This window comes from Psychrobacter sp. KFRI-CH2-11, from assembly GCF_038239325.1.
Taxonomy (GTDB): Bacteria; Pseudomonadota; Gammaproteobacteria; order Pseudomonadales; family Moraxellaceae; genus Psychrobacter; species Psychrobacter celer.
Genome location: NZ_CP151283.1, coordinates 2478056 through 2500073, shown reverse-complemented (window position 1 = coordinate 2500073; position 22018 = coordinate 2478056). Strand labels below are relative to the sequence as shown.

At 44.8% G+C, this 22018-nt stretch carries 19 protein-coding genes and 1 tRNA gene; 9 read left to right on the top strand and 11 right to left on the bottom strand.

Annotated features, from left to right (window positions below; all coding sequences use genetic code 11):
- Positions 1 to 28: 28 nt before the first annotated feature.
- The 4 genes from AADH33_RS10390 to AADH33_RS10375 all read left to right on the top strand — a co-directional run bounded on the left by AADH33_RS10390 (position 29) and on the right by AADH33_RS10375 (position 6119).
- Positions 29 to 754 (top strand): hypothetical protein, encoded by a 726-nt coding sequence (locus AADH33_RS10390; protein ID WP_348548823.1) that lies wholly within the window; start codon positions 29 to 31, stop codon positions 752 to 754.
- A 183-nt stretch (positions 755 to 937) separates the two neighbouring features.
- Positions 938 to 1648, top strand: a complete 711-nt coding sequence (locus tag AADH33_RS10385; RefSeq protein WP_348548822.1) for a hypothetical protein — start codon at positions 938 to 940, stop codon at positions 1646 to 1648.
- A 172-nt stretch (positions 1649 to 1820) separates the two neighbouring features.
- On the top strand, positions 1821 to 2711 hold the full coding sequence (locus AADH33_RS10380) for a tetratricopeptide repeat protein (protein WP_201611068.1): 891 nt from the start codon (positions 1821 to 1823) through the stop codon (positions 2709 to 2711).
- A gap of 144 nt (positions 2712 to 2855) precedes the next feature.
- On the top strand, positions 2856 to 6119 hold the full coding sequence (locus tag AADH33_RS10375; RefSeq protein WP_348548821.1) for a type I restriction endonuclease subunit R: 3264 nt from the start codon (positions 2856 to 2858) through the stop codon (positions 6117 to 6119).
- Between the two features lie 407 nt (positions 6120 to 6526).
- Here the strand turns inward: AADH33_RS10375 and AADH33_RS10370 are convergent, their stop codons facing one another.
- From AADH33_RS10370 to AADH33_RS10330, 9 genes are all read right to left on the bottom strand, one after another.
- Entirely contained in the window at positions 6527 to 8797 is a 2271-nt protein-coding gene (locus AADH33_RS10370; RefSeq protein ID WP_348548820.1) for a YfjI family protein, read from the bottom strand.
- Positions 8784 to 8954 carry a hypothetical protein gene (locus AADH33_RS10365; RefSeq protein WP_274631570.1) on the bottom strand — a complete coding sequence of 57 codons (171 nt, stop codon included), beginning with the start codon at positions 8952 to 8954 and terminating at the stop codon, positions 8784 to 8786. The genes AADH33_RS10370 and AADH33_RS10365 overlap by 14 nt, the downstream gene beginning before the upstream one ends.
- Entirely contained in the window at positions 8941 to 9117 is a 177-nt protein-coding gene (locus tag AADH33_RS10360) for a hypothetical protein (RefSeq protein ID WP_274631569.1), read from the bottom strand. The genes AADH33_RS10365 and AADH33_RS10360 overlap by 14 nt, the downstream gene beginning before the upstream one ends.
- On the bottom strand, positions 9104 to 9388 hold the full coding sequence (locus AADH33_RS10355) for a hypothetical protein (protein ID WP_274631568.1): 285 nt from the start codon (positions 9386 to 9388) through the stop codon (positions 9104 to 9106). Before AADH33_RS10355 ends, AADH33_RS10360 begins: the two co-directional genes overlap by 14 nt.
- Positions 9385 to 9669: a helix-turn-helix domain-containing protein gene (locus AADH33_RS10350; RefSeq protein WP_299040039.1), complete on the bottom strand. Its 285-nt coding sequence runs from the start codon at positions 9667 to 9669 to the stop codon at positions 9385 to 9387. Before AADH33_RS10350 ends, AADH33_RS10355 begins: the two co-directional genes overlap by 4 nt.
- 3 nt (positions 9670 to 9672) lie before the next feature.
- Positions 9673 to 9948 carry a helix-turn-helix transcriptional regulator gene (locus AADH33_RS10345; protein ID WP_348548819.1) on the bottom strand — a complete coding sequence of 92 codons (276 nt, stop codon included), beginning with the start codon at positions 9946 to 9948 and terminating at the stop codon, positions 9673 to 9675.
- Positions 9949 to 10094: 146 nt separating this feature from the next.
- Positions 10095 to 10970, bottom strand: a complete 876-nt coding sequence (locus AADH33_RS10340) for a coiled-coil domain-containing protein (RefSeq protein ID WP_348548818.1) — start codon at positions 10968 to 10970, stop codon at positions 10095 to 10097.
- Between the two features lie 218 nt (positions 10971 to 11188).
- Positions 11189 to 12700: a tyrosine-type recombinase/integrase gene (locus AADH33_RS10335; protein WP_348548817.1), complete on the bottom strand. Its 1512-nt coding sequence runs from the start codon at positions 12698 to 12700 to the stop codon at positions 11189 to 11191.
- 110 nt (positions 12701 to 12810) lie between these two features.
- Positions 12811 to 12887: transfer RNA gene (locus AADH33_RS10330), tRNA-Arg, on the bottom strand.
- Positions 12888 to 13188: 301 nt separating this feature from the next.
- On the opposite strand from AADH33_RS10330, the gene AADH33_RS10325 reads away from it, so the two are divergent.
- The 4 genes from AADH33_RS10325 to queF all read left to right on the top strand — a co-directional run bounded on the left by AADH33_RS10325 (position 13189) and on the right by queF (position 16915).
- On the top strand, positions 13189 to 13857 hold the full coding sequence (locus tag AADH33_RS10325; RefSeq protein WP_075102250.1) for a c-type cytochrome: 669 nt from the start codon (positions 13189 to 13191) through the stop codon (positions 13855 to 13857).
- 320 nt (positions 13858 to 14177) lie between these two features.
- Positions 14178 to 15140, top strand: coding sequence for an ABC transporter ATP-binding protein (locus tag AADH33_RS10320; RefSeq protein ID WP_075102251.1), 963 nt, complete (start codon positions 14178 to 14180; stop codon positions 15138 to 15140).
- A gap of 47 nt (positions 15141 to 15187) precedes the next feature.
- Positions 15188 to 15961 carry an ABC transporter permease gene (locus tag AADH33_RS10315; protein ID WP_075102327.1) on the top strand — a complete coding sequence of 258 codons (774 nt, stop codon included), beginning with the start codon at positions 15188 to 15190 and terminating at the stop codon, positions 15959 to 15961.
- Positions 15962 to 16045: 84 nt separating this feature from the next.
- Complete coding sequence (queF, locus tag AADH33_RS10310) at positions 16046 to 16915, top strand: NADPH-dependent 7-cyano-7-deazaguanine reductase QueF (protein ID WP_075102252.1); 870 nt, start codon at positions 16046 to 16048, stop codon at positions 16913 to 16915.
- A gap of 94 nt (positions 16916 to 17009) precedes the next feature.
- Here the strand turns inward: queF and AADH33_RS10305 are convergent, their stop codons facing one another.
- A complete protein-coding gene (locus AADH33_RS10305) occupies positions 17010 to 18734 on the bottom strand; it encodes a proline--tRNA ligase (protein ID WP_075102253.1) in 1725 nt (574 codons plus the stop codon).
- Positions 18735 to 19523: 789 nt separating this feature from the next.
- On the opposite strand from AADH33_RS10305, the gene AADH33_RS10300 reads away from it, so the two are divergent.
- Positions 19524 to 20306: a DUF4230 domain-containing protein gene (locus AADH33_RS10300; RefSeq protein ID WP_075102254.1), complete on the top strand. Its 783-nt coding sequence runs from the start codon at positions 19524 to 19526 to the stop codon at positions 20304 to 20306.
- A 17-nt stretch (positions 20307 to 20323) separates the two neighbouring features.
- On the opposite strand, the gene AADH33_RS10295 is transcribed toward AADH33_RS10300, so the two are convergent.
- Positions 20324 to 21928: a cryptochrome/photolyase family protein gene (locus AADH33_RS10295; protein ID WP_075102255.1), complete on the bottom strand. Its 1605-nt coding sequence runs from the start codon at positions 21926 to 21928 to the stop codon at positions 20324 to 20326.
- Positions 21929 to 22018 lie beyond the last annotated feature (90 nt).

Genomic DNA, 22018 nt, shown 5'->3' with positions numbered 1-22018 from the left:
AAACAAGAAAATCAATAAAAGGAGTTATATGATGAAAGCAGTTACCGTAGCAGCTCTATTGGCATCAATGGCCGTGACCACCATCGCCCAAGCACAGACCTATAAATGGCAAGATGATTTTTGCAGTATGCAGGGTGACTTTGATAGTAAAAAATATACCGCTAAGCAAATCGAAAACTCATATTTTGTGCTAGAGAGCTTAACAAGATCAAATCTAGATAGCTTTTTTTCACCTATGAGTATTGACGCGTTAGACAAATTGTCGATGAAAGACCTAGATATACTAACCGAAGAATACAAGCAAGTTAAGCGCAATGTAGAACGACTTGACGTTGTGCCTGAAGCAAAAGGCTATAAACAAGAGTTACTGAAGTCAATTGATGGAGAGTATAAACAGAATAAACTAACTATTTTAGGATATCTAAACCCCAACGATGCACTTAAGCAAAGCCCGAAAATGTGCCATCAATATATAAAGCCGTTATTACAAAACGAAGCAGCAGTACAAACTAAGTGGAAGCAGATAGTTGAAGAACGTGCAGTATCAAATAGCTATGCCATGTCACGTTATCTAGACGAAAAAGCCAGTAACCCTGCTAAATATGCCAAAATTGATTTGGTTACTTTTGGCTTTGGTAACTGCGTGAATGAGCAGGTCTATCATGCTGACTCTGAAGTGGTATTTAAAAATCAGCAAAAACTGAATAAAACATTATTTGGTAAAAGCTTTAAGCAGATGTGCGATGAGCCGTAAAACTTGGATTACGTTTTTTAATGAAGCCGAATAAACCGCCCAACTCGTGCAAGTATGCCGCACCGCTTTAATGTCGGCTGCCGTCACGGGTAAGATTGATGTGCGGGGCTGGCGGGCGTCTGATATTGAAGTAGGAACTTAATCACTAAACTAACTGTAATGATTTGCAAGAAGGTATAAGTAATGCTTGAGTCTTTAAAAGCCTTAAGGGTATTAAAAAAAATTAATAAATTCAATGCAAAAGGTGACCATGAAGCTGCCCTAAAGTTATGTAATGAAGGATACGCGACCTATGCTAGTAGCAAAAAATTAGCAACTCGTCTCCATGCGCAGGCTATTTTGACAGCGAAAGGTACCACCTTACTTTATCTCGATAGAAATCTTGATGCGATTTCAAACTCCGATAGCATCATTAGGCTAATTGCTGAGAGGGTAGATAGTGATCTTTGGTCTGCCTATGGCAGAGAAGCTCACTGGACTAAAATAAGAGGGCTATACGCCCTAAAAGATTATGAAAAAGTCGTTCAGCTTATAGATTCAATCAGTGATGAATATACAACCTATACTGACAGCGTGACAGAATGTATAACAGCTAGTATGTTACTGCTAAAAACTGAAGTTCTAAAGGTAGAAGGAGGGTTTAATGCTGAGCGATTTGAGATACTTCGAAAAATAGTTAGCCGCTATCATCCCAGTAGTGAACCCAATGTGATAGCACAAGTCATAACAGCAATTAGTGAGATGTTAGTTACTTGTATTCAAGAAGATCATTATGAACATGCTTTTCAAATGTACCAGCATGCGGTGTCTCTGTATGGACCACATAGAATAGAAGTACAGAGAATGGAAGCTGCTTTACAGCCATTCAAAGCGTATTTAGATGGGAATGAATAGTGTTGTAGCACGAGTTATATGCACCTAAAAGCCGTAAAAAGAAAGTATTGCTTTCTAAATAAATTATTGAACTCATGCAAGAACGCCGCACCGCTTTAATCTCTGCTGCTGTCACGGGTAGGATTGATGCGAGGGGTTGGGTTGCGCCTGAACATAAAAAAAGAATAAATCTATGAAACTATTTGTCCCAATACGAAGCTTTACCTCTAAAGCAAAACTCTTAAACTTAATCTCTGCAAGCCTAATATTCATAAGCGCAGTATTTGGACTTTCGCAATTAGCGCAGGCAAGTGAGTCGGCTGCCAGTCAGGCACCAATCGATGACGGCTCTATCGCCGCTCAATATGAGATAGGCGCGATGTATGCCGCAGGTGAAAAAGTGCCTCAAGATTATGCCAAAGCTGCTGAATGGTTTCATAAAGCTGCCGACCAAGGGGATGCAACAGCACAATGGAATCTAGGTATTTTCTATAATTCAGGTCTAGGAGTAGCCCAAGATAGTTTTAAAGCGTTCCGATGGTTTGAGCAGGCTGCTAACCAAGGCGATCTGATGTCACAATATTACTTGGGGACTATGCACGAATATGGTCGAGGTACCAAGCAGGACTATGATAAGGCTCACAAGTGGTATAAAAAAGCTGCAGTCCAATCAAAAGCGACTATTCAAAATAACTTTGACTATTATTATGACAACGAGACCGCAGTCGACCAAGCCAATATTGAAGCGCTCGAATTATTACAAAAGTCAGTCGATCAAAACAATCCAACTAGCCAAAACAATCTAGGTGTGAGGTACTTAAAAGGTAATGGCGTAGCGCAGGACTACAAAAAAGCGTTTGAGCTGATCCAAAAATCAGCGGTTCAAAATAACAGGTATGCCAAGCGTAACATGGGGATGCTTTATATGGGCGGTGATGGTGTTGATCAAGATCGCGAACAAGCCATGAAATGGTTTCACAAAGCATGCGGGAGTGACGATCCTATGAGCTGTGATCTTTATGAAGCTTTGTTTTTGATGGATTATGAAGTTATAGCTTCTTTAGTCATGTCACAAGAGAGTTGAAATATATGATGTGCGCTACTTAAGCTGCTAACGATTTTATAAGGAAGTCGCTATCACTATACAAAACCCATATCCAATTTCAGAATTTATAGCGCTTTCGATCTAATTTTTTTACGCAAAATAATAAAACCAAACGGACTTAACATGACCAACGCTCACGACTTCACCTACGAAACTGTCTTTCAAGCCGATATTGTCACTCAGATGCAAGCGCACGGCTGGCAGCTCGGTCATGCTAGCGGCTATACGGCAGAGACCGCACTATACGAGAAAGACGTGCTGGACTTTGTGCAGACCACCCAACCGCAGGAGTGGGAGAAGTTTTGTCGCACCTTTCCTATCGACTCTGAGCGTCACTTTATCGCCGCCTTGGTAAAGCAGCTTAATAAGGCGGACGCAAACGCCACCGATAGAGCCTCGCGCACTTATGGCACATTAGGTGTATTACGTCATGGTTTAAAGATTCGTAACGCGCGGTTTAGTTTGTGCCAGTTTAAGCCTGAACATAGCCTAAACCCTGAGACCATGGCACGCTATGAGGCCAATATCTGCCGTGTTGTCCCTGAAGTGGTATATAGCCCGCATGCCAGCGTAAAGGATAGCACTGACGGAAAGGTCGCTAAGCGTAACCGTATCGATATCGTGCTATTCGTCAATGGCTTACCCGTGACGACGATGGAGCTAAAATCCGAGTTTAAACAAGCAGTACAAAATGCCATTACTCAGTATAAGCGCACCCGCCTGCCAAAAGACCCTGATACTAAGAAACCTGAGCCGCTGCTGACCTTTAAGCGCGGCGCATTGGTACATTTCGCTGTCAGTCAATATGAAGTCTATATGACCACGAAGCTGGCAGGTGATAGCACTTACTTCTTACCTTTTAACAAAGGCACTAGTGATGGCGGTGCGGGTAATGACGTGCCAGCGGATAGCAGTCGTTATGCCACCGATTACCTATGGAATGAAGTGCTCACGCCAGAGAACTTACTCGCTATCCTCGGCCACTTTATGCACTTGCAGATCGAAGAGGAAGAAGACGCGATCGGGCGCAAGTCCAAAAAAGAGACCATGATGTTTCCGCGCTATCATCAGTGGGACGTGGTGACCAAGCTGGTCGATGCCGCCATTACTGAGGGCGCAGGTCAAAAGTATCTCATTCAGCATAGTGCGGGTTCGGGTAAGTCTAACTCTATCGCATGGACAGCGCATCAGCTATCCACCTTGTACAACAGCGACGGCGATAAGCAGTTTGACTCAGTTATCGTCATCACTGACCGTACCGTACTTGATGATCAGTTGCAGGATACCATTTATCAGTTTGAACATGCTGATGGTGTGGTGGGTAAGATCAATAGAAAAGAGGGTGACGGCTCAAAGTCTGAGCAGCTTGCCGAAGCATTGGTCAACTCCCAGCCGATTATTATCGTCACTATCCAAACCTTTCCCTTTGTACTCAAAGCTATCGAAGATTCTAGTGTGCTTAAGTCGCGCCGTTATGCCATTATTGCCGATGAAGCGCATTCCTCACAGACAGGCTCTACCGCACGCCAGCTTAAAGAAGTGCTAATCTCTGGTGATATAGAGAGTAACGCGAATGATGATAAGCCGCTCTCTAGTGAAGATGTTTTGGACGCCACGCTCGCCGCGCGCCGTAGCAGTCCTAATCTCAGCTACTATGCCTTTACCGCCACGCCGAAGCCAAAAACCATTGAGCTGTTCGGCCGTCTGCCTAACCCTGACTTGCCCGCCGCCAGCGATAACCTACCAGCTGCTTATCATGTCTATTCTATGCGCCAAGCGATCGAAGAAGGCTTTATCTTAGATGTGCTCAAGAACTACACCAACTACAAAGTGATGTATCAGCTCACTCAAAAGCTGGCTAGCGATGACGATGAAGTCGATGCTCGCCGCGCTAAAATTAAGCTGAATAATTGGGTGCGACTGCATGAGCACAATATCGCGCAGAAAGTTAAGATCATCATTGAGCACTTTAACGACAACATCAAAGGCTTACTCGGCGGGCAAGCCAAAGCCATGGTCGTGACAGGGTCGCGTAAAGAAGCGGTACGCTATAAGCTGGCGTTTGATGACTATATCGCTAAGCACAGCTATCGCGGCATCAATGCCATGGTCGCGTTCTCAGGGGAAGTCACCTTTAACGATAATGACCCTGATAGCGGTGCACTACTTGGCGAGAAGTTCACTGAGCATAATATGAATATCGGTCTCAAAGGCCGTGATATGCGTAAAGCCTTTGATACTGATGACTATCAAGTGATGCTGGTGGCCAATAAGTTTCAGACAGGCTTTGATCAGCCGAAACTATGCGCCATGTACGTCGATAAGAAATTAACAGGCGTGGACTGCGTACAGACCCTCTCACGGCTGAATCGTACCTATAAGGGTAAAGCTGAGAGCGGTACCTTTGTGCTCGACTTCTTTAATGATCCTGAAGATATTTTGGAGGCCTTCCAGCCGTATTATGAGACCGCCACTTTAGTGAATGTGTCTGACCCCGATCAGGTGTATGACCTGTATGAGAAACTACGCGCCAGCGGTATCTTCTTATGGCATGAGGTCGAGCAGTTTGTTGAAGCTTTTTATAGTAAGAGTAAGTCTAACGCTGCCATTAGTAACATCTGTAAGCCAGCGGTTGAGCGTTGGCAGAAACGCTATAAGCTAGCACGCGAGCAAGCCCAGCACGCTAAGGAAATGCTTGAGCGTACCAAAGCGACAGGCGATGTGGTGCTGATGACCAATGCCGAGAATGACTACAAAGGTTTTAAGGCTGATCAAGATGCGCTAGAGATCTTTAAAAAGGACTTAGGTACATTTACCCGTCAATATGAGTTTATGTCGCAAATCGTGGACTATGACGATAAAGAGCTAGAAAAGCTGAGCTTATACGCCCGTAACCTGCGGCCATTATTACGCGAAAGTGTGGACAATGAGGATGATATTGATCTAACCAACATCGCTATGAGTCATTACCGCGTCTCAAAGCTGCACCAGCAGGATCTAAAGCTACAGGAGGGTAGTGGTGAGTTAGAAGCTGGCGGCGGTGGCGGTACAGCAAAGCCAAAGGATCAGAAAGAAGAGCTGTTATCAAAAATCATTAATCGATTAAATGAGGTGTTCGCAGGCGAGGACTTTACCGATAAAGACATGATCAACTTCCAAAACACCATTTGGGATAAAGTGACTGAAAATGAGATCGTGGTAAAGCAGTTTAGTAATAACAGTACCGATCAGATTATGCTCGGCGGTTATCCTGATGCGGCGATGGATGCGCTATTCGAGAGCCAAGAAGCCTACGAAGGTATGACCATGCACTTACTGTCTAACCCTGATCAGTTTAAGAAGTTTATTCGTTTGATGCTTGATACGAAGTTGGGTAAGCATGCGTAGGTGAGGTTCTTTAGGGAAAAGTAAGGGTTTAAGGGCAGCATTTATCTAGATAAATAAGCTCCTTTTTTCTGCTTCCTCTTGCTTCCAAAGCCCTTCGCCGATCCCGCTGTATCTATTACGTATCAAGGGATCGGCGTAATTGCAGTTTTTTGAAAAACGTGTTTCCTGCTTCCAAATTCGCTTGCTTCCATCGACCTTGGCTCTAGATATTTGATGGATCTACTAAGGATAGTAGAAGTATGAATAATTAATATTATGTACCTATTTACCTGCCAGCCTATTCTGTTGAATTAACCATATTGGCTCTAACCTAAGCCTGACAAAACTGACAAAACTAATTAATAGGCAATAAAAAAGACGCTATATCTCAATAACGTCTAACTATTGCACTGACATAACTGACGAAACTATAAAAGCTCATTTAATCTTGAGTTGATATAGTAACGCTTTGTCGGCCTGCCTCCCTGCACTGTGCTTGGTATCTCCTGACAGCTTAACCAGTCATTTTCTACTAATATTTCAAGCGCGTTCAATACGTCACCAGTATCAGTTAACCCTTTCCAACTTTTGCGGGTCAGCTGCCTAGCCGCAAAGCCATGACTGATCCAATCGGTTTTGTCGGTTTTGTCAGCTCCTTTTTTGACCATTTTCATTACTTTATCGGCTAGATAAGACGCTTTGATATTGGCGTTGTCGGTAACTATGCTATAAATGCGTATCATGTGAGTTTCTAACATGTCATGCCATGCTAGAGCTGCATTAAGCGCTGTTATACTGACTGCGCCTAATGACGCGTCATGTTCGATGCAATCGACTAAATGAAATATAAGCGCTAATGATGCTACGGTTTTAGGATATTTAGTCATATGCTCAGCCATCACACTATGCTCACACTCATCAGCTTTTGCTTTGTTTTCATCGTACCAACTCATAAACTTTTTATAAGCGTCATCAGTGAAACGATAGTAAGGTCGCTTGTGGTAGTCATCAATCGGGTTTGCACCATACTTGATGAAGTCGCCTAAGCTCATATTGTCGATGGTTTCAAATAAGTCATAAACGATTTGTCTTATTTCAGCGTTTGGCGCTATATCGCGCTCTTTTAGTCCTTTAGTATGGTCAGGATAAATGGCGAGCTGAAACCGTTGTATCAGTCCATCGTTGTCTAGCCCTTTAATCGTTTTTTCTAAGTAGCGCTCGAGCTTGTTTGGCTGTATGCCGCCAATAACAGACAAGCAATGATTCTCAATAAATATCGAGCCACGTATAACCCTATCCATCACATGACTGCCAGTACCGTTGTAAGCAGATAGATAAAACTCTCTAGCTTCTCCGTTGCTTTCACCGTCTATCGATACCAGTAACCCTGTAAGCTCATCACGTTCTACTAGCAAGCCGTTTTGTGTTTGACTGAGCGTTTCACCTAACTTTTGATAAGTGCTGTCGTTGGCTATGTAGCGCTTCATAATCGGCTCACTTGCATCAGCGTTCTGTATTTCGGCTATCGTTTGCGCTTTTGCTTTGAGGTCGTCATCAGTTATTTTATGCTCAGCATCATCAGCTTGCTGGGCTTGCTCTTTTGCGAGTTTTTGTAATTCACTCTTTATCGCTTTGGTCTTAAATTCGTTGATCTCTTTTTGAGCTGCAAAGTTTTTTTGTGATTGCTGATACTCAGTTTTTGCTTTGCACGTTAGGCTTTTAAGTGGTTTCATACCTGCATCAAGTGCTGGACTTTTTTTAGTCGATGGGTTGCCAATAATAGCTCCCCATAAGTTTGGTACGACTTCCCAGTCGTCGTCGTACATTTTTGGGTAGATACTAACCTTTGTACCAATAACGCTTGCTAACGCGGTTATCAAAGGTATGGCAATATATTCAGCTGGGGTGCTTAAACGCTCAGCATGGTTATTCACGTAGCGCTGTAAGCTGTCGGGTAACATTCCATCAGTTACACTCTTAACTGGTGGCAGTGTTTTGCTAATCGGTTTGGGCTTTGGTTTGCCTAATGTCTGTAAGTCGATAACCTCAGCATCAGTGATCAAGTTATTGTAATCAGCGTTAAGCTCAAGCGCGTCATAAATGAGCGTATGTTCACAGATAATCGCTTCAACATTCACGCCTTTGAGTGGTGTTATGACTTTGGCCTTATTCTGTGAGGTCGTCATAATGGTGACTTGCTGCACCTCTGCAAAGTGCTTCACCGTCCGATTAAACAAACTCGGTACAAGGCAAGTGAGTACCGTTGTATCAATGCCTTGCTTGCAATAAGCGTTATAACATCGCACTGCCTCAGTAAGATCAGCTATGATTATCCACTTACTATCACGACTCATTGAGCCAATGACAAAGGCGCTCGGTATATCAGTATCAGATATAAAGATACGTCCATTATTGTCAAGTGGCGTGCTGGCGAGTGTGACAATCTCAGCTTGATTATTAACTTTTAGCAGTCCTATAGTACCAGCGGTGTCGAGTTGCTTCTCTCCTGCAAGCGCTCCTGTAAATATGGTAATATCTCTATCTAGATAGATAACTGAGTTTAACGTTCCATTGCTTAGTAAGCTTTCTAATGCGTCATGACCTGCAACATCTGCAAATGTAGCTAGTCTAAAATCTGCGATATGTTGTGACAAGCCTGTGCTAATAGCATGGGCTTTGTTATCTTTATCGGTTGTCATTGCTGCCCCCATCACCATGTGTTATGCGCTTTGCTTCCTGTTTATAGTGTGGGTAGTGATAAGCGCGTCTGTCTTTACGCTTTTGAGCTTTACCGTGTTTTGATTTGGCAAAAACTAATTGCGCGTCCATAAAAGTTTGTGATTTATCGCTGCTCATGGGTCACCTCGCTATACTGTACGGTACAAAACATTGGTGACAGTAGTAAGCCGATGACGACTACCCATACCATAAATTCTAGTAGCTTTGATGGTAGGCTGCGCTTGCCAGCTCGTACTTCATGCTGGGGCTGTAGGTTATCTTTAGGATTATTGCTGCTCATAGGGGTTCACCTCCAATTCAGGCATCAAGATCAGCTGGGTCATGATGCTTTCGCTCAAACCAATAGCGCTTTCATTAATACTCACCAAAGCCGCCCTTACTGCTATTATCACGCCTTTGCTGGCTGGGTCGCTAACTTCTATCATATTGAGCGCATAAGCTAGGCTTTCACAGTCCTCAGCGTAGCTTTGTATATAATCATCTACTAATGACAATTCATGACTATCTACTGCTACTATGCGCGGCTCTAATATGTCGTTTGATTGGCTCATGCGGCCACCTCGCTGTTAGATAACTCACTTTTAACTAAGGTTGGTTCATCGAGCCAATAGACCGCGAACCATTTATTGTTATGCTTGACCATTTCACTTTGAATAATCAGTCCTTCCGCTCGTAAGTCATATATGCGAGGGGCTAGACTTGTAATTCTGTAAAGACGGATAGAGTCCCAAATAGTGATAGTCGCGCCTGTCATTAGGTGCGCCCTGATTATCTCTATTTGGGTCTTAGGAGCTTGCTCGTTGGTCACTGGGGCGGCGGCTGTAGTAGTCATGGTCTATACCTCATCTTTTGAGTGGGCATGACTGTCTAGCCAGCTATTGATTTCAGACAAGCGCCATAGACTAGCCCGTCCGATTTTTACGGGTGCTGGGAATTTGCCTTCATTGATTAGATGATAAATGTGTTTGGCGCTAAAGCCTGTGATGCCGCGTGTGGCGGCTTTGGCGGTGACGGTGCGCTTGTGACCAGTTTTAGTAGTGTAGGTCTTAGCTTTACGTTCGGGTTGGTTGGCAAGGTCTGCCATTCTTAGATGTTTATCTGATAACTTCATGTTATTTCACCTTATAGCGGTTTAAGGAATGGGCGGTAATGCCCTGCTATAAGATGAATGTTACTTATCAGGATTGTTCGCAGCACCCTAGCTGGGGTGGTTCCACACCTCAACTGAGGTATGGGTTTATTTTGAGGTGGTAGCTATCAAGGTTTAAACGCTTTCTTTTTAGTTTGTTCTAAAGTCATTTTTGCATCTCTAAAGCGAGTTTCTAAAGTAGTTTTACCCTGTCCATAGATTGATTTATCAGTAATCCTACCAATGATTACAGCTTCGCTAGTAAATGGAGGTCTAACGCTCTCTACCTTTGGTATAGTCATTAATTCTAGTAGTAAGCCTATAGTCGTTTGATAGCTTTTTTCGTTGCGGTCACTCAATATGTCGCCGGTATCAGCTTTCTTATTTAACTGCTCATTAAGTTTTTTTATATCTTGCTCTTGCTGCTTTATTTTAGCGTTGGCGGCTGCTAGTTGCTCATTATGCCCTAACGTTAGCGTTCCTATTAAAAAATTACTATCAGCTAGAGATTGTATTAATCTCTCTATTTTCTCAAGTGCCTCATCTAATTGTTGCTCTACACAGACTGAGTTACTATCTGCATTAGTAAGGGTTTCATCATCAAAATGTAATAGACCTTCCAAGGGCTTAAAATTAAGAAGTTCGGACTTTTTAAAAAACGAGTGCATGTTGTTGAAGTAAAGTTCTGTTATTTTCATCCTAACGTCATCGCTTAATTGTTCTAAACTTTTACTGTTATGAAATATCCAGTCATCGGCACCCCAGATCACTGACATTTGAATTTCAGTCAAAAAATGCTTTATAGATTTATCATCAAAATCAGCCTTTATTATCTTGTAGTCCCCATCAATATAGTAAAAGTCTTTATCAGATAAATCATGATGTAATAAATAAGTGGCTACCTCATAAACTGGCTGATTATTAAGCCCTGATAGATGACAGATAAAATCTCTAAAACTAATATAGTCTTTCGTAGGCTCTATAAGCCTGTCTATTAAACTCACATTTGCACCCTCACACCCTTAAAGAAAAAAAAGAGCAAGGCGCTGACAGCTAAGGGTGCGGTTGCTGTCTTTCGGCTAATTAGACCTAACCTTGCAATTAGTTATGACAGCGATTAACGCTATCAAGTTCGTTCTTGTCAATTTTGGCAGTGCTGTTTTATAGCGTATTGATATTTTTATGCCTTTAGGCTGGCGCGTCTTGTTGTTAAATGCTGTTGTTAAAGCTGCTCGGCAAGTTTGGCTAGTACCTCTTGCGATACCCCTTTTGATTTTAAATAGCGAATTAGAGTCTCTTTTTCGTATGCCACAATTTGCATTTCCTGCCTACCTCTTTCTGTCATGACATTATTTAATGCTTCAGGACTTAATAGACCAAAATTGACTGCGCAACCTGTTCGTAAGTTCTCAATATGTCTTGCCCATTGATTCATCATTACTTGGCGTTCAGCAAGGTGAGCAGATAGATCGTATCGGTTTTTAACACTCGATTGATCAAGATGAGATAGCTGGATTTCAATAACATTTTCTGAGAACTTTAGTTCATACAGCCCTGTGCTGGCAAGCTGCCTGAAACCATGGCCAGTCATCTTAGGGTAGGGATCGCCTGTGTAACCCATACGCTGTAGCGCCTGATTGAACCATGCTTCACTATAAGTCTTGTTTGACTCAAAGTTATAGAACACATAGCCTGTATGCTCTGTTAGGGGACGCATACGTTCAATGACCGCAATTGCTTGCGGTGATAAAGGAATAATATGATCTTGGCGCATTTTCATTTTATGCGCTGGAATGCGCCATACATTTTTATGATAGTCAATTTCTGACCATTCAAAAAATCTTAACTCTTTAGTACGAACAAAGCATAGTGTCATCAGTTGCAAGCCAGCAACCGTCTGCTCATGACCGTTAGGATGGTTTTTTATATAATCGTCAATATGACGTAGCAACTCGGGGAATTGGTGCTGCTCTACCGCTTTCATGCGTTCGGCTTTATGCGGTCTAAGTGCCTTGTTACGTCCAATAGCAATATTGGTAATATCATAGCCTAGCGTATTAATAGCATACTCAAAGATGGCGCTGATCAACCCCATGCACTTATGCGCGGTCTCTGAGGTGTGTTTGCCTTGCTGCTCAAAAGTGGCTTGAATGGCAAGCCCTGTCTTAATAATATCTTGCGCGGTGATGGCACCAATAGGGTAGTCACCTAGATGTTTTAAGATGTGGTTATCTAAGAACCCTTGCAGCTTTTGTACGTTCTTTGCGGTAGTCTTGGATTTTTCATCAAGATAGCTTTTAGCAATGACTTTAAATAAGTCCTTTTGCTCAAAGTTGTTCTTTTCAATGCTTTTGTGTTCGGTGGGGTCGATACCATTAGCCAATAATGCTTTTGCCTTGTCACGTTCGATACGCGCTTGCTTGAGTGATACTTGCGGCTTGAATGATGAATCAATCACTTGTTTTGATGATTTATAGATACCGATCTGGTAGGTTTTTTGTTTAGGCTTAATATCTTTATTCGATTGATAGCGGTATGACATTTGCCAAAACAGTGATCCGTTAGGATGTTGTATTAGAGATAAGCTATTACCATCACTGTGACGGGTGACTTTATCGGGTGCTGACTGCTTAGCTATGGACCTCACACCGTTATCAGTTAATAGATAGTCTTTTCTCATATTCAGGGCAGCCGTAAAAAATGTTAAATGTTTTAACAACAAATTTAACAACATTCTATAGGTGCTAATAGGTAATGACAAGTAATATCAAAAGACTTAAACTGAAGCTATTAAAGGTGTGTAGGGGCTTGAGGTAATGCTAGGAAGTGGTGAAATACGATGATTGGTGCGCTCGGCGGGAATCGAACCCACGACCCTCGGCTTCGGAAACCGATACTCTATCCAACTGAGCTACGAGCGCATAAAACAGACTTAAAAATCAAGACCGCTTAGTCTAACAAATAAAAGTCAGAAAGCCAATAAACGAAGGCAGAGATTGAGGTTTTTTAAGAAAAAACAGGATAGTCATTAAACAAGCATGGCAATCTACCCGCCTTTTCCCTTATAATGTCAGGGAGAATTCATATTTATAATCACCGATTGCAAGTGTGCTGGCACGCGGGATGGCTGTTTGCTATTGATGACGAGAGGTCGTCAAAGGAGGACAGACAGAATGTCCGAGCCGTGCCAGCCTTTGTATACGTAATAAGAGAACGTGACGAATGAGAAAAGTAGTTATGTTATCGGCAGCTGCCATTCTAGGAATCGCTAGTATCGCGGTGAGCCAAGCTGAAAGTGTTGTAGACACGCCTGTGACTGTTTCTGATGTAGCAGAAGAGCAGGAAGTGGTGGAAAACGCACCTGAACAGTTGGGCGATGACCCACAAGCTGCTGCAGATACCACTGATGGCGACGCTGCGACTGACGCTGCGGCCTCAGAAGATGGTCAAGCAGATGACGCAGTAGAAACTGCCGCTGCCGCCCCTGCCGCCGAAGAAGAGATTCCACAAGATACGCCGCAAGTGCAAAAGCTGATCGCGCTATATCCAAACTTGATTGCTCGTATTCAGCCAGTTGCCAAAGTCTGTTTCGAAGACGACGAAGTGTGTGACGTGACCGCGCGCGCCGCTGGCCCAGCCGCTGGCGATGGCCCTCGCGACGGCAAAGCTGTATATAATGCGGTATGTCAGACATGTCACGGTGCAGGCCTACTTGGCTCACCTGTGTTAGGCGATGCTGGCGCATGGGGTCCACGTATCTCAAAAGGTAAAGACACCCTATATACCCATGCCATCAATGGTTTTAACGCCATGCCTGCCAAAGGCGGTGCGGATATCCCTGATGAAGAAGTCCAAAACGCTGTCGATTATATGGTTGAGCAAGCAAGCTAAGCATTTGCTTTTATCGGCTTAGAGTGTTTAGTATAGCCTGAATAGGCATCCGTAACCTGTCACGGTCTATTGACTTGTCGTGAGCGACTTGCCGCAAATTATATGTATCTGTAAGCTATATGTGTAAAGCCTATAACTCGCCTATTTCATTTTATGAGGTAGGCGTTTTTTTTATGATGAGTATTATCAAACGAATGGTTCTGGTAAGGCACCGTTGAAATCCGACCTTAGTAGCCTCATTTTATGAGATTACATCGTCTCATTTAGCTGTTTTTCTCTTCTCAAACGCTTTTACATCGATAATCAATAAAGAGGTATTCATGTCTGAGGTACCAGCACTTGCTATCCAGAATTTATCCAAAACCTATGGTAATGGGTTTTCGGCACTCAAAGATGTCAGTTTAACCGTCCCGCAGGGTGGTTTTTTTGCGCTGCTGGGGCCAAACGGTGCTGGTAAGTCAACGATGATTGGCATTATTAGCTCACTTTTTAAACCCACCACTGGTAGTGTCAAAATCTTTGGCACCGATTTGCTCGAAAACCCAGCGCTGGCCAAGCAGTATCTTGGTGTGGTGCCGCAAGAGTTTAACTTTAATCAATTTGAAAAAGTCCAAGACATCTTGATTACCCAAGCAGGGTATTTTGGTATCCCGGCCAAAGAAGCCCGTCCAAGAGCCAAGCGCTTGTTGACCGCGCTTGGGCTGTGGGATAAGCGCAACAGTAAATCACGCGAGCTATCTGGCGGGATGAAACGTCGTCTGATGATTGCTCGTGCTTTGATTCACAAACCAAAACTATTGATTTTGGACGAGCCGACGGCTGGGGTCGATATCGAGCTGCGCCGCTCTATGTGGGAGTTTATGCAGCAGATCAATATCGAAGAAAAAACCACCATTATCTTGACCACTCACTATCTTGAAGAAGCAGAGCAGCTGTGTAAACGCATTGCGATTTTGGATCATGGTGAGATACGCATCAATACCGAAATGAAAGATTTGCTCGCTCAATTGTCGGTGGAGACATTTGTTTTTGATCTTGAAGCCCCGTTGACCCAGCCGCTAGAGCTGGATGGGGTGACAGGGTTGTCGCAGCCTGATGAGCAGACCCTAGAGGTAACCTTAACAGAAGGCGAGTCATTAAATGGTGTGTTTAACCAATTATCTGCTCAAGGCATTACGGTGGCCAGTATGCGCAACAAAGCCAACCGCTTAGAAGAGCTATTTATGCGCTTGGTAGAAAAAAACATTCAAAGTGCAGACAGTATGAAGGAGGCGGGATTATGAGTCAAAAGGCCGTTGATCAAGATCAGACCATCGACTATCACAAAACCATGTCGTGGAATAAAAGATGGATCTCTTTTCGTACCATCTGGTTAAAAGAGGTGCGCCGAATCCTGCGTATCTGGCCGCAGACCCTACTGCCACCTGTCATTACCATGAGCCTGTATTTTGTCATCTTTGGTAAGATGATCGGCTCACGTGTCGGTGAGATGGGCGGGGTGCCGTATATGCAGTTTATCGTGCCTGGTCTAATCATGATGGCGATTATCACCAACAGTTACTCCAACGTTGTCTCAAGCTTTTTTAGTGCCAAGTTTACTGCCAGTATTGAGGAGCTTTTGGTTTCACCGGTCTCCAAGCATGCGATTTTGATGGGGTATATCAGCGGCGGTATTTTCCGTGGGCTGGCGATCGGTTTGATTGTCTCGATTGTGGCGTTGTTTTTTACCGATTTGGGTATCGAGCACTTGTTTGTCACGGTGTTTACCGTCCTTGGTACCTCGATTTTGTTTTCATTAGGCGGCTTTATCAACGCGGTATTCGCTCGCTCGTTTGATGACATCTCTATCATTCCAAGCTTTGTATTGACGCCGCTTACTTATCTTGGCGGGGTATTTTATTCGATGGAAAACCTCTCACCGTTTTGGCAAAACGTCTCGTTATTGAACCCGATTGTCTATATGGTCAACTCCTTCCGCTACGGTATTTTGGGGTATTCTGACGTCAACGTTTGGTACTCGATGGCGGCGATTTTTGTATTCTGTGCGATATTTTATACCATCGCTTATCGTTTGTTGAGTAATGGCTCACGCGTGCGCTTGTAGTGGTCAGCGTGTGAAGCGATAGCGATGCCCAAAGCGCTGTCGGTTGAGCAGTTAAGGTTTAACGACTAAATAGTAGGAAAGTAAATGAGCATACATGGCATCTTAGGTGAGCAAACCACCGATTATCCGACGCAGTATAGTCCAGAGACGCTATATCCGATTGCGCGCAGTCTGGGTCGTGACGCGATTGATTGGCAAGACGATAAATTAGCGGTGGGGGTGGACTGGTGGCAAGCTTTTGAGATGTCTTGGTTAAATAAGCAAGGCGTCTCGCAAGTTGCCATTGCGCGCTTTGCTATTCCTGCCAGCTCGCCATTTATTGTCGAGTCAAAATCGTTGAAGCTTTACTTAAACAGCCTAAATTTTACCGAGTTTGCCAGCTGGGACGACGTGCAGGCACTGATAGCCAAAGACTTATCAGCCTGCGTGCAAGCTCAGGTAGCCGTTGAGTTGTTTCGCTTAGACGATGAGACATTTGGGCTACATATTGCTCAGCCTGATGGCGTCTGTATTGATGATGCCTTGGCAAATAGTAGCGAAAAGGTAACACTGTGTGCGCATCCCGATGCGTCATTGCTGCGTGATGAAGCAGAGGCGCTTGGTGAGAGTGTGATAAGTGATGGCACTCAGCCTTATCATTTTTATTCTAATTTGCTGCGTAGTAACTGTCCGGTGACCAACCAGCCGGATTGGGGTACATTAGCTGTGTCAATCACAACGGACCAACCCCTTCATACGGCCAATATGCTGCGCTATCTCTTAAGCTTCCGTCAGCACAATGGTTTTCATGAGCAGTGCGTCGAGCAGATATTTGCTGACTTGAGCCAACACTATCAGCCACGCGAACTGATGGTTCGTGCGTGGTACACCCGCCGCGGCGGTATCGATATCAATCCTTGCCGCGTCAGTGATATGAGTTTGTTGCCGACGCCAAGTCGTCTGATTCGTCAATAGAGCCATAGTTGAAATAGCTTGGCTGATACAAAAAAAGCGCCTGTCTTATTCAATAAGACAGGCGCTTTTTATCGCATAGGTTTTACTAATAAAACTATTTGCTACTTACTTTTGCCATGACTTCTTCGCGGCTGAGCATTTGTTTTTCTGATTCACGGCGATTGACGTATTCAAACTTGCCTTCGGCCAAGTTACGGTCAGAGACCACGATGCGATGCGGGATACCAATCAGCTCAAGATCGGCGAACTTGACCCCTGGACGCTCATTACGGTCGTCTAGCAATACGTTGACGCCCTGCGCTTTTAGCTCTTCGTATAACGCGGTGGCCGTTTGCATGACGGTTTCTTCTTTAGACTTCATCGGAATGATAGCGACTTCAAAAGGCGCAATCGAGTCCTCAACGGTCGGCGTTTGTGGCCACATGATGCCGTTTTCGTCGTTATTTTGCTCGATGGCTGCTGCGATGATACGGCTGACGCCGATACCATAACAGCCCATCATCATGGTCAAAGGCTTGCCATCCTCACCAGAGACGGTTGCGTTCATCGCTTGCGAGTATTTATCGCCCAACTGGAAGATATGACCGACTTCGATGCCGCGTTTGATTTTGAGCGTGCCTTTACCATCAGGAGAAGGGTCGCCTTCTTGCACATTACGCACATCAACGATACGCGTAATGCTGGCGTCACGTGCCCAGTTCATGCCGATGGTATGTTTATTCACTTTATTCGCGCCTGTCACAAAGTCTGACAAGGTCGCCGCTGAGCGATCGACAAATACCGGCATATCCAAATCCACACCGATATAGCCTTTATGCAGGCCAGCGGCTTTTAGCTCTTCATCAGAGGCCAAGGTCAATGGCACGTTGGCTTCTTCGATTTTCTCAGCTTTGATGGTATTAAGCTGATGGTCACCGCGTAGTACCACCGCAATCAGCTGCGGCGTGCCATCTTCTTTATGACCATGGACGATCAAGGTTTTGACGGTATTGGCAAGCGGGATATCTAAGTGTTCCGCCACCATCTTACAAGTGGTCATGCCTTCGGTGAGCACGTCTTCGCGCTCTTGCTTTGGCGGTTGGCGTTCAGCCATATTAAATGAGATAGATTCGGCAAGCTCGACGTTGGCCGCATAGTCTGAGGAGTCAGAAAAAGCGATATCATCTTCACCGCTGTCAGCCAACACATGAAACTCATGCGAGGCAAAGCCGCCGATAGAGCCGGTATCCGCTTGTACCGCACGGAAATCTAAGCCTAGGCGGGTGAAGATACGCGTATAAGCCTCATACATATCATGATAAGTCTTTGCGAGCGAAACTTGATCGACATGGAACGAGTAGGCGTCTTTCATAGTGAACTCACGCGCGCGCATCACGCCGAAGCGGGGACGAATCTCGTCGCGGAATTTACCTTGAATTTGAAAGAAGGTAATCGGTAGCTGCTTATAGCTGCGCAGCTCGCCTTGGGCTAGATTGGTGATGACCTCTTCGTGTGTCGGGCCTAGCACAAAATCCCGATCGTGACGGTCTTTAAAGCGCAATAGCTCAGGACCATAGTCATCAAAACGCCCGGTGGTCTGCCACAGCTCAGCGGGCTGCGTCATCGGCATCAGGACTTCTTGAGCGCCTACGTTTTGCATCTCTTCACGAACAATACGTTCGACCTTTTGTAAGACGCGTAGCCCCATGGGCAACCAGATATAAAGCCCCGAGGCGATTTTGCGAATAAGACCGGCGCGCACCATCAACTGGCTTGAGACGATGTCGGCGTCGCTTGGGGTTTCTTTTAGAGTGGCAAATAAAAATTGACTGGCTTTCATAAATAAAGCGTAACCTTATCAACGATAAAAAAATAAGAAATAGTGGGGTGTTGAGCATAGGGCTATCGTTTCATGGACGCCGTAAGCTTACCTTTATCACTTAGCAATGAACTAGGGGCTTCCTAGTAGATAATGTGTCGCAACTGGTCTCTAACCACTAATCGCGGGCAACTACGCTTTTGCGGCCAAGACACTGGTAAAGCAGTATCGTCTCAAAACTGCTCTCACAATAAAAGGGCAGATTTTGATTGACGTATTGATGAGTAGGCGGCGACATATGGGAATTGAACAAGTCATCAAACGTGTGATGAAAACCTATCTTGCAAAAAACCTGACCAATAAATCTGTGCCGACATTTTATCAATACAATCTGTCTATGTTAGGTAAAGTTCGCCTAAGACGCAATGACTTTTTGTGTTTTCAGCCGCAACTTTGGTCAAAGAATGGCAGATGATTATTGAGACTCGATTATTTACCAGTGTTAAGCTGATTTATGGCAAATGGCGCGCGTATTTTTACTCATAATCTGGTCGCAGGTTATGTTGCGTCTTGGTAGTTATTACTTGAAGTAATAGGTGATTAGTAGCATTTACAGATTTATAGTTAATAGTATTTATATATAGTTAGTAGCATTTATAGACAGACAAGCGGATGAGATAGGCAAGTGGTATCACGCAGCGAGATAAAAGTACGATTTGATAATAGCGAGGCAATAAAAAGCGCTGTTAAGTCGCTATCGCCAAGCGACTCATCTGCTCTATATAACTGATAATACTGAAGGTGGTGTCAATGAATCATCCCGATAATAAAGCGCCTGCGGATAACGCGCGCGACAACAAATATCCAGCGCCAAATCCACCAACAAAAAAGCCCATTGCCTTTATGGCGTGGCTGATATTGCTGATTGGTTTGGCCGCGCTGGCGTTTGCTATCTATAGTATGCCGCCGGCAAGTGAAGAAGCGCCTATCGAAACCATCACTCGTGAGGGCGTGGTGACGCAAATTCAGCAGTTAAATCGTCTACAAACGGTGGCTTTTAGCGTGGATACAGTGATTACCAGCGAGCGGCAAGGCAGCTGGATGAAGCTGTGGCAAGATGAACAAAAGGGGCTGTTTATCGCGCGTGGTCGAGTAGATGCGGGCATAGATTTGAGTGCGCTGACGCCTGAGATGGTACAAGTCATCCAGCCCGATCCAGCGACTGATGACAGTGAATCGCTGCGCAAAGCTGCCCAAAATGACACGCAGGCCACAACTGTCAATACCGCTGCCATGATGCCGCAAATCAATATCACTTTACCGCCGTCAGAGATATTTTCAGTATATCTGGATGATATTGAGATTTATGACTGGCAGACGGGCGCGTTTGGGCTGATGCAGGTCGATCCAAAGATACTTGCGCAAGCACAGACCATGGCAAAAAAAGAAGTGCTCGAGCGTGCCTGCCGCGGTGATGTGATGAATATTGCCTTGCAAAACGCCCAGACACAGCTGCAGCAGTTATTTGCCATGACGGGCGCGGTGGTGACGGTGACCACCCAAGGCGCGGGAGCGTGTCAGTTGCCCTCGTAGCACGTCAGTCGACTGTATTATGATTTTTTAAACTCAGCAATGGCCAACTGACGAGCCGCTTTATGCTCGACCATCGGCACAGGGTAGTCGATATCAGCAAACTTGCCGCCCTTTGCCAGCTCTTTACGCATCTTGTCTTCACTATGCAAAATGCTGGCAGGAATATCTTTTAATTCAGGTAGCCAAGTTTTGATAAACACGCCATCCTTGTCATGTGTTTTGCCTTGGCTAAAGGGATTCATGATCCGGAAGTAAGGCGCAGAGTCCGTACCGGTTGAGGCGCTCCACTGCCAGCCGCCATTATTAGAGGCAAAGTCGCCATCGATCAGCTGCTGCATAAAATAGCGCTCGCCTAAGCGCCAATCAATCAGCAAGTCTTTGGTCAAAAACATCGCTGTGACCATACGCAGGCGATTGTGCATAAAGCCAGTCGCATTTAGGCCGCGCATCGCCGCATCAACGAGTGGCACGCCTGTCTTGCCAGTACACCATGCCTCAAGGTCATCCTTGTCATATGACCAATCAATCTTCTTATCTGTCTCTTCTTTATAGGCCTTGTGGCGGATAAGAGCCGGCTTGTCCACTAGCACATGGCGATAAAAGTCGCGCCATGCCAGCTCACTTATCCAGCGATTGATGTCTTCATTGTCGCCATCATTGCCGTGTAGTTTTTCTTGCGCTAGGCTTGCCTGTAGATAGCATAATCTAGGACTGATGACGCCAATGGTCAGGTAGGCGGATAGCTGACTGGTGGCCTCGAGGCTAGGCGTATCACGGCTGATATCATAGTCGTCGATGTCGTCGGCAATAAAGTCGTTTAGACGCTGACAGGCGGCTGTTTCGCCTGCAGGGTAGGCGGCGCGGGCTTTTGTTAATTGAGCATCCATATCGAGATGCTGCGATAAATCAGCCTTTTGCCGTGCGTTTTGATAAGTGCTGACCACCTTGTTACTCAATGCTTCGATGTCTTGTAGCGTGGTGGCGCTGTCTTTTGATAATTTTAGCTCGATTTTATTATTATTTATGGCGGTGGCTTCATGCATTTGTATGCTGCTGATATCCAAAGTATGCCGCCATTTTTTATAAAACGGGGTAAACACTTGATACATGCTATCGCCATCATTGGTGGTGATGCTTTGTGGTGGCAAGATACATTGGTCGTGCCAGCGTACAAACTCGATACTGTCCTTTGCTAGCTGCTTTGCTAGTTTTTCATCACGGTCGATCTCATTGCCTTCGTACTCATGATTGGCCATGATACAGCGGATATTATTGTCCTGACACAGTATGCTGAGCGCGTCGATGCAGTCGGCAAAGCTGGGGCAACGTTGTACAGTCAATGTGATGTTTAGCTGCGCTTGTAGCGATTTGGCAAGTATGGGCAAGGTGCGGGCGATATGATCCACCTGTACTAAGGAAGTATCGTGCGCATGCCACTGCTCTGGCGTCAAAAAAAACACCGCACTGACGCGCGCATGATCTGCCTGCGCGCGCTCACAAAGTGCCGTCAGCGCTGTATTGTCATGCAGTCGTAAATCTCGGCGAAACCACATTAGATAATGCGGTATATTCATATCCGTATTATCATTGTTATCGCCATTAGCAGACGCAGTCTTAGACATGCAAGTATCCTTATACCAATCAATCGTAATCATAAACAAAACTATGAATAAAAGTATGCTAGGATAAGTTTTTTGATGCAATGGGTTTGG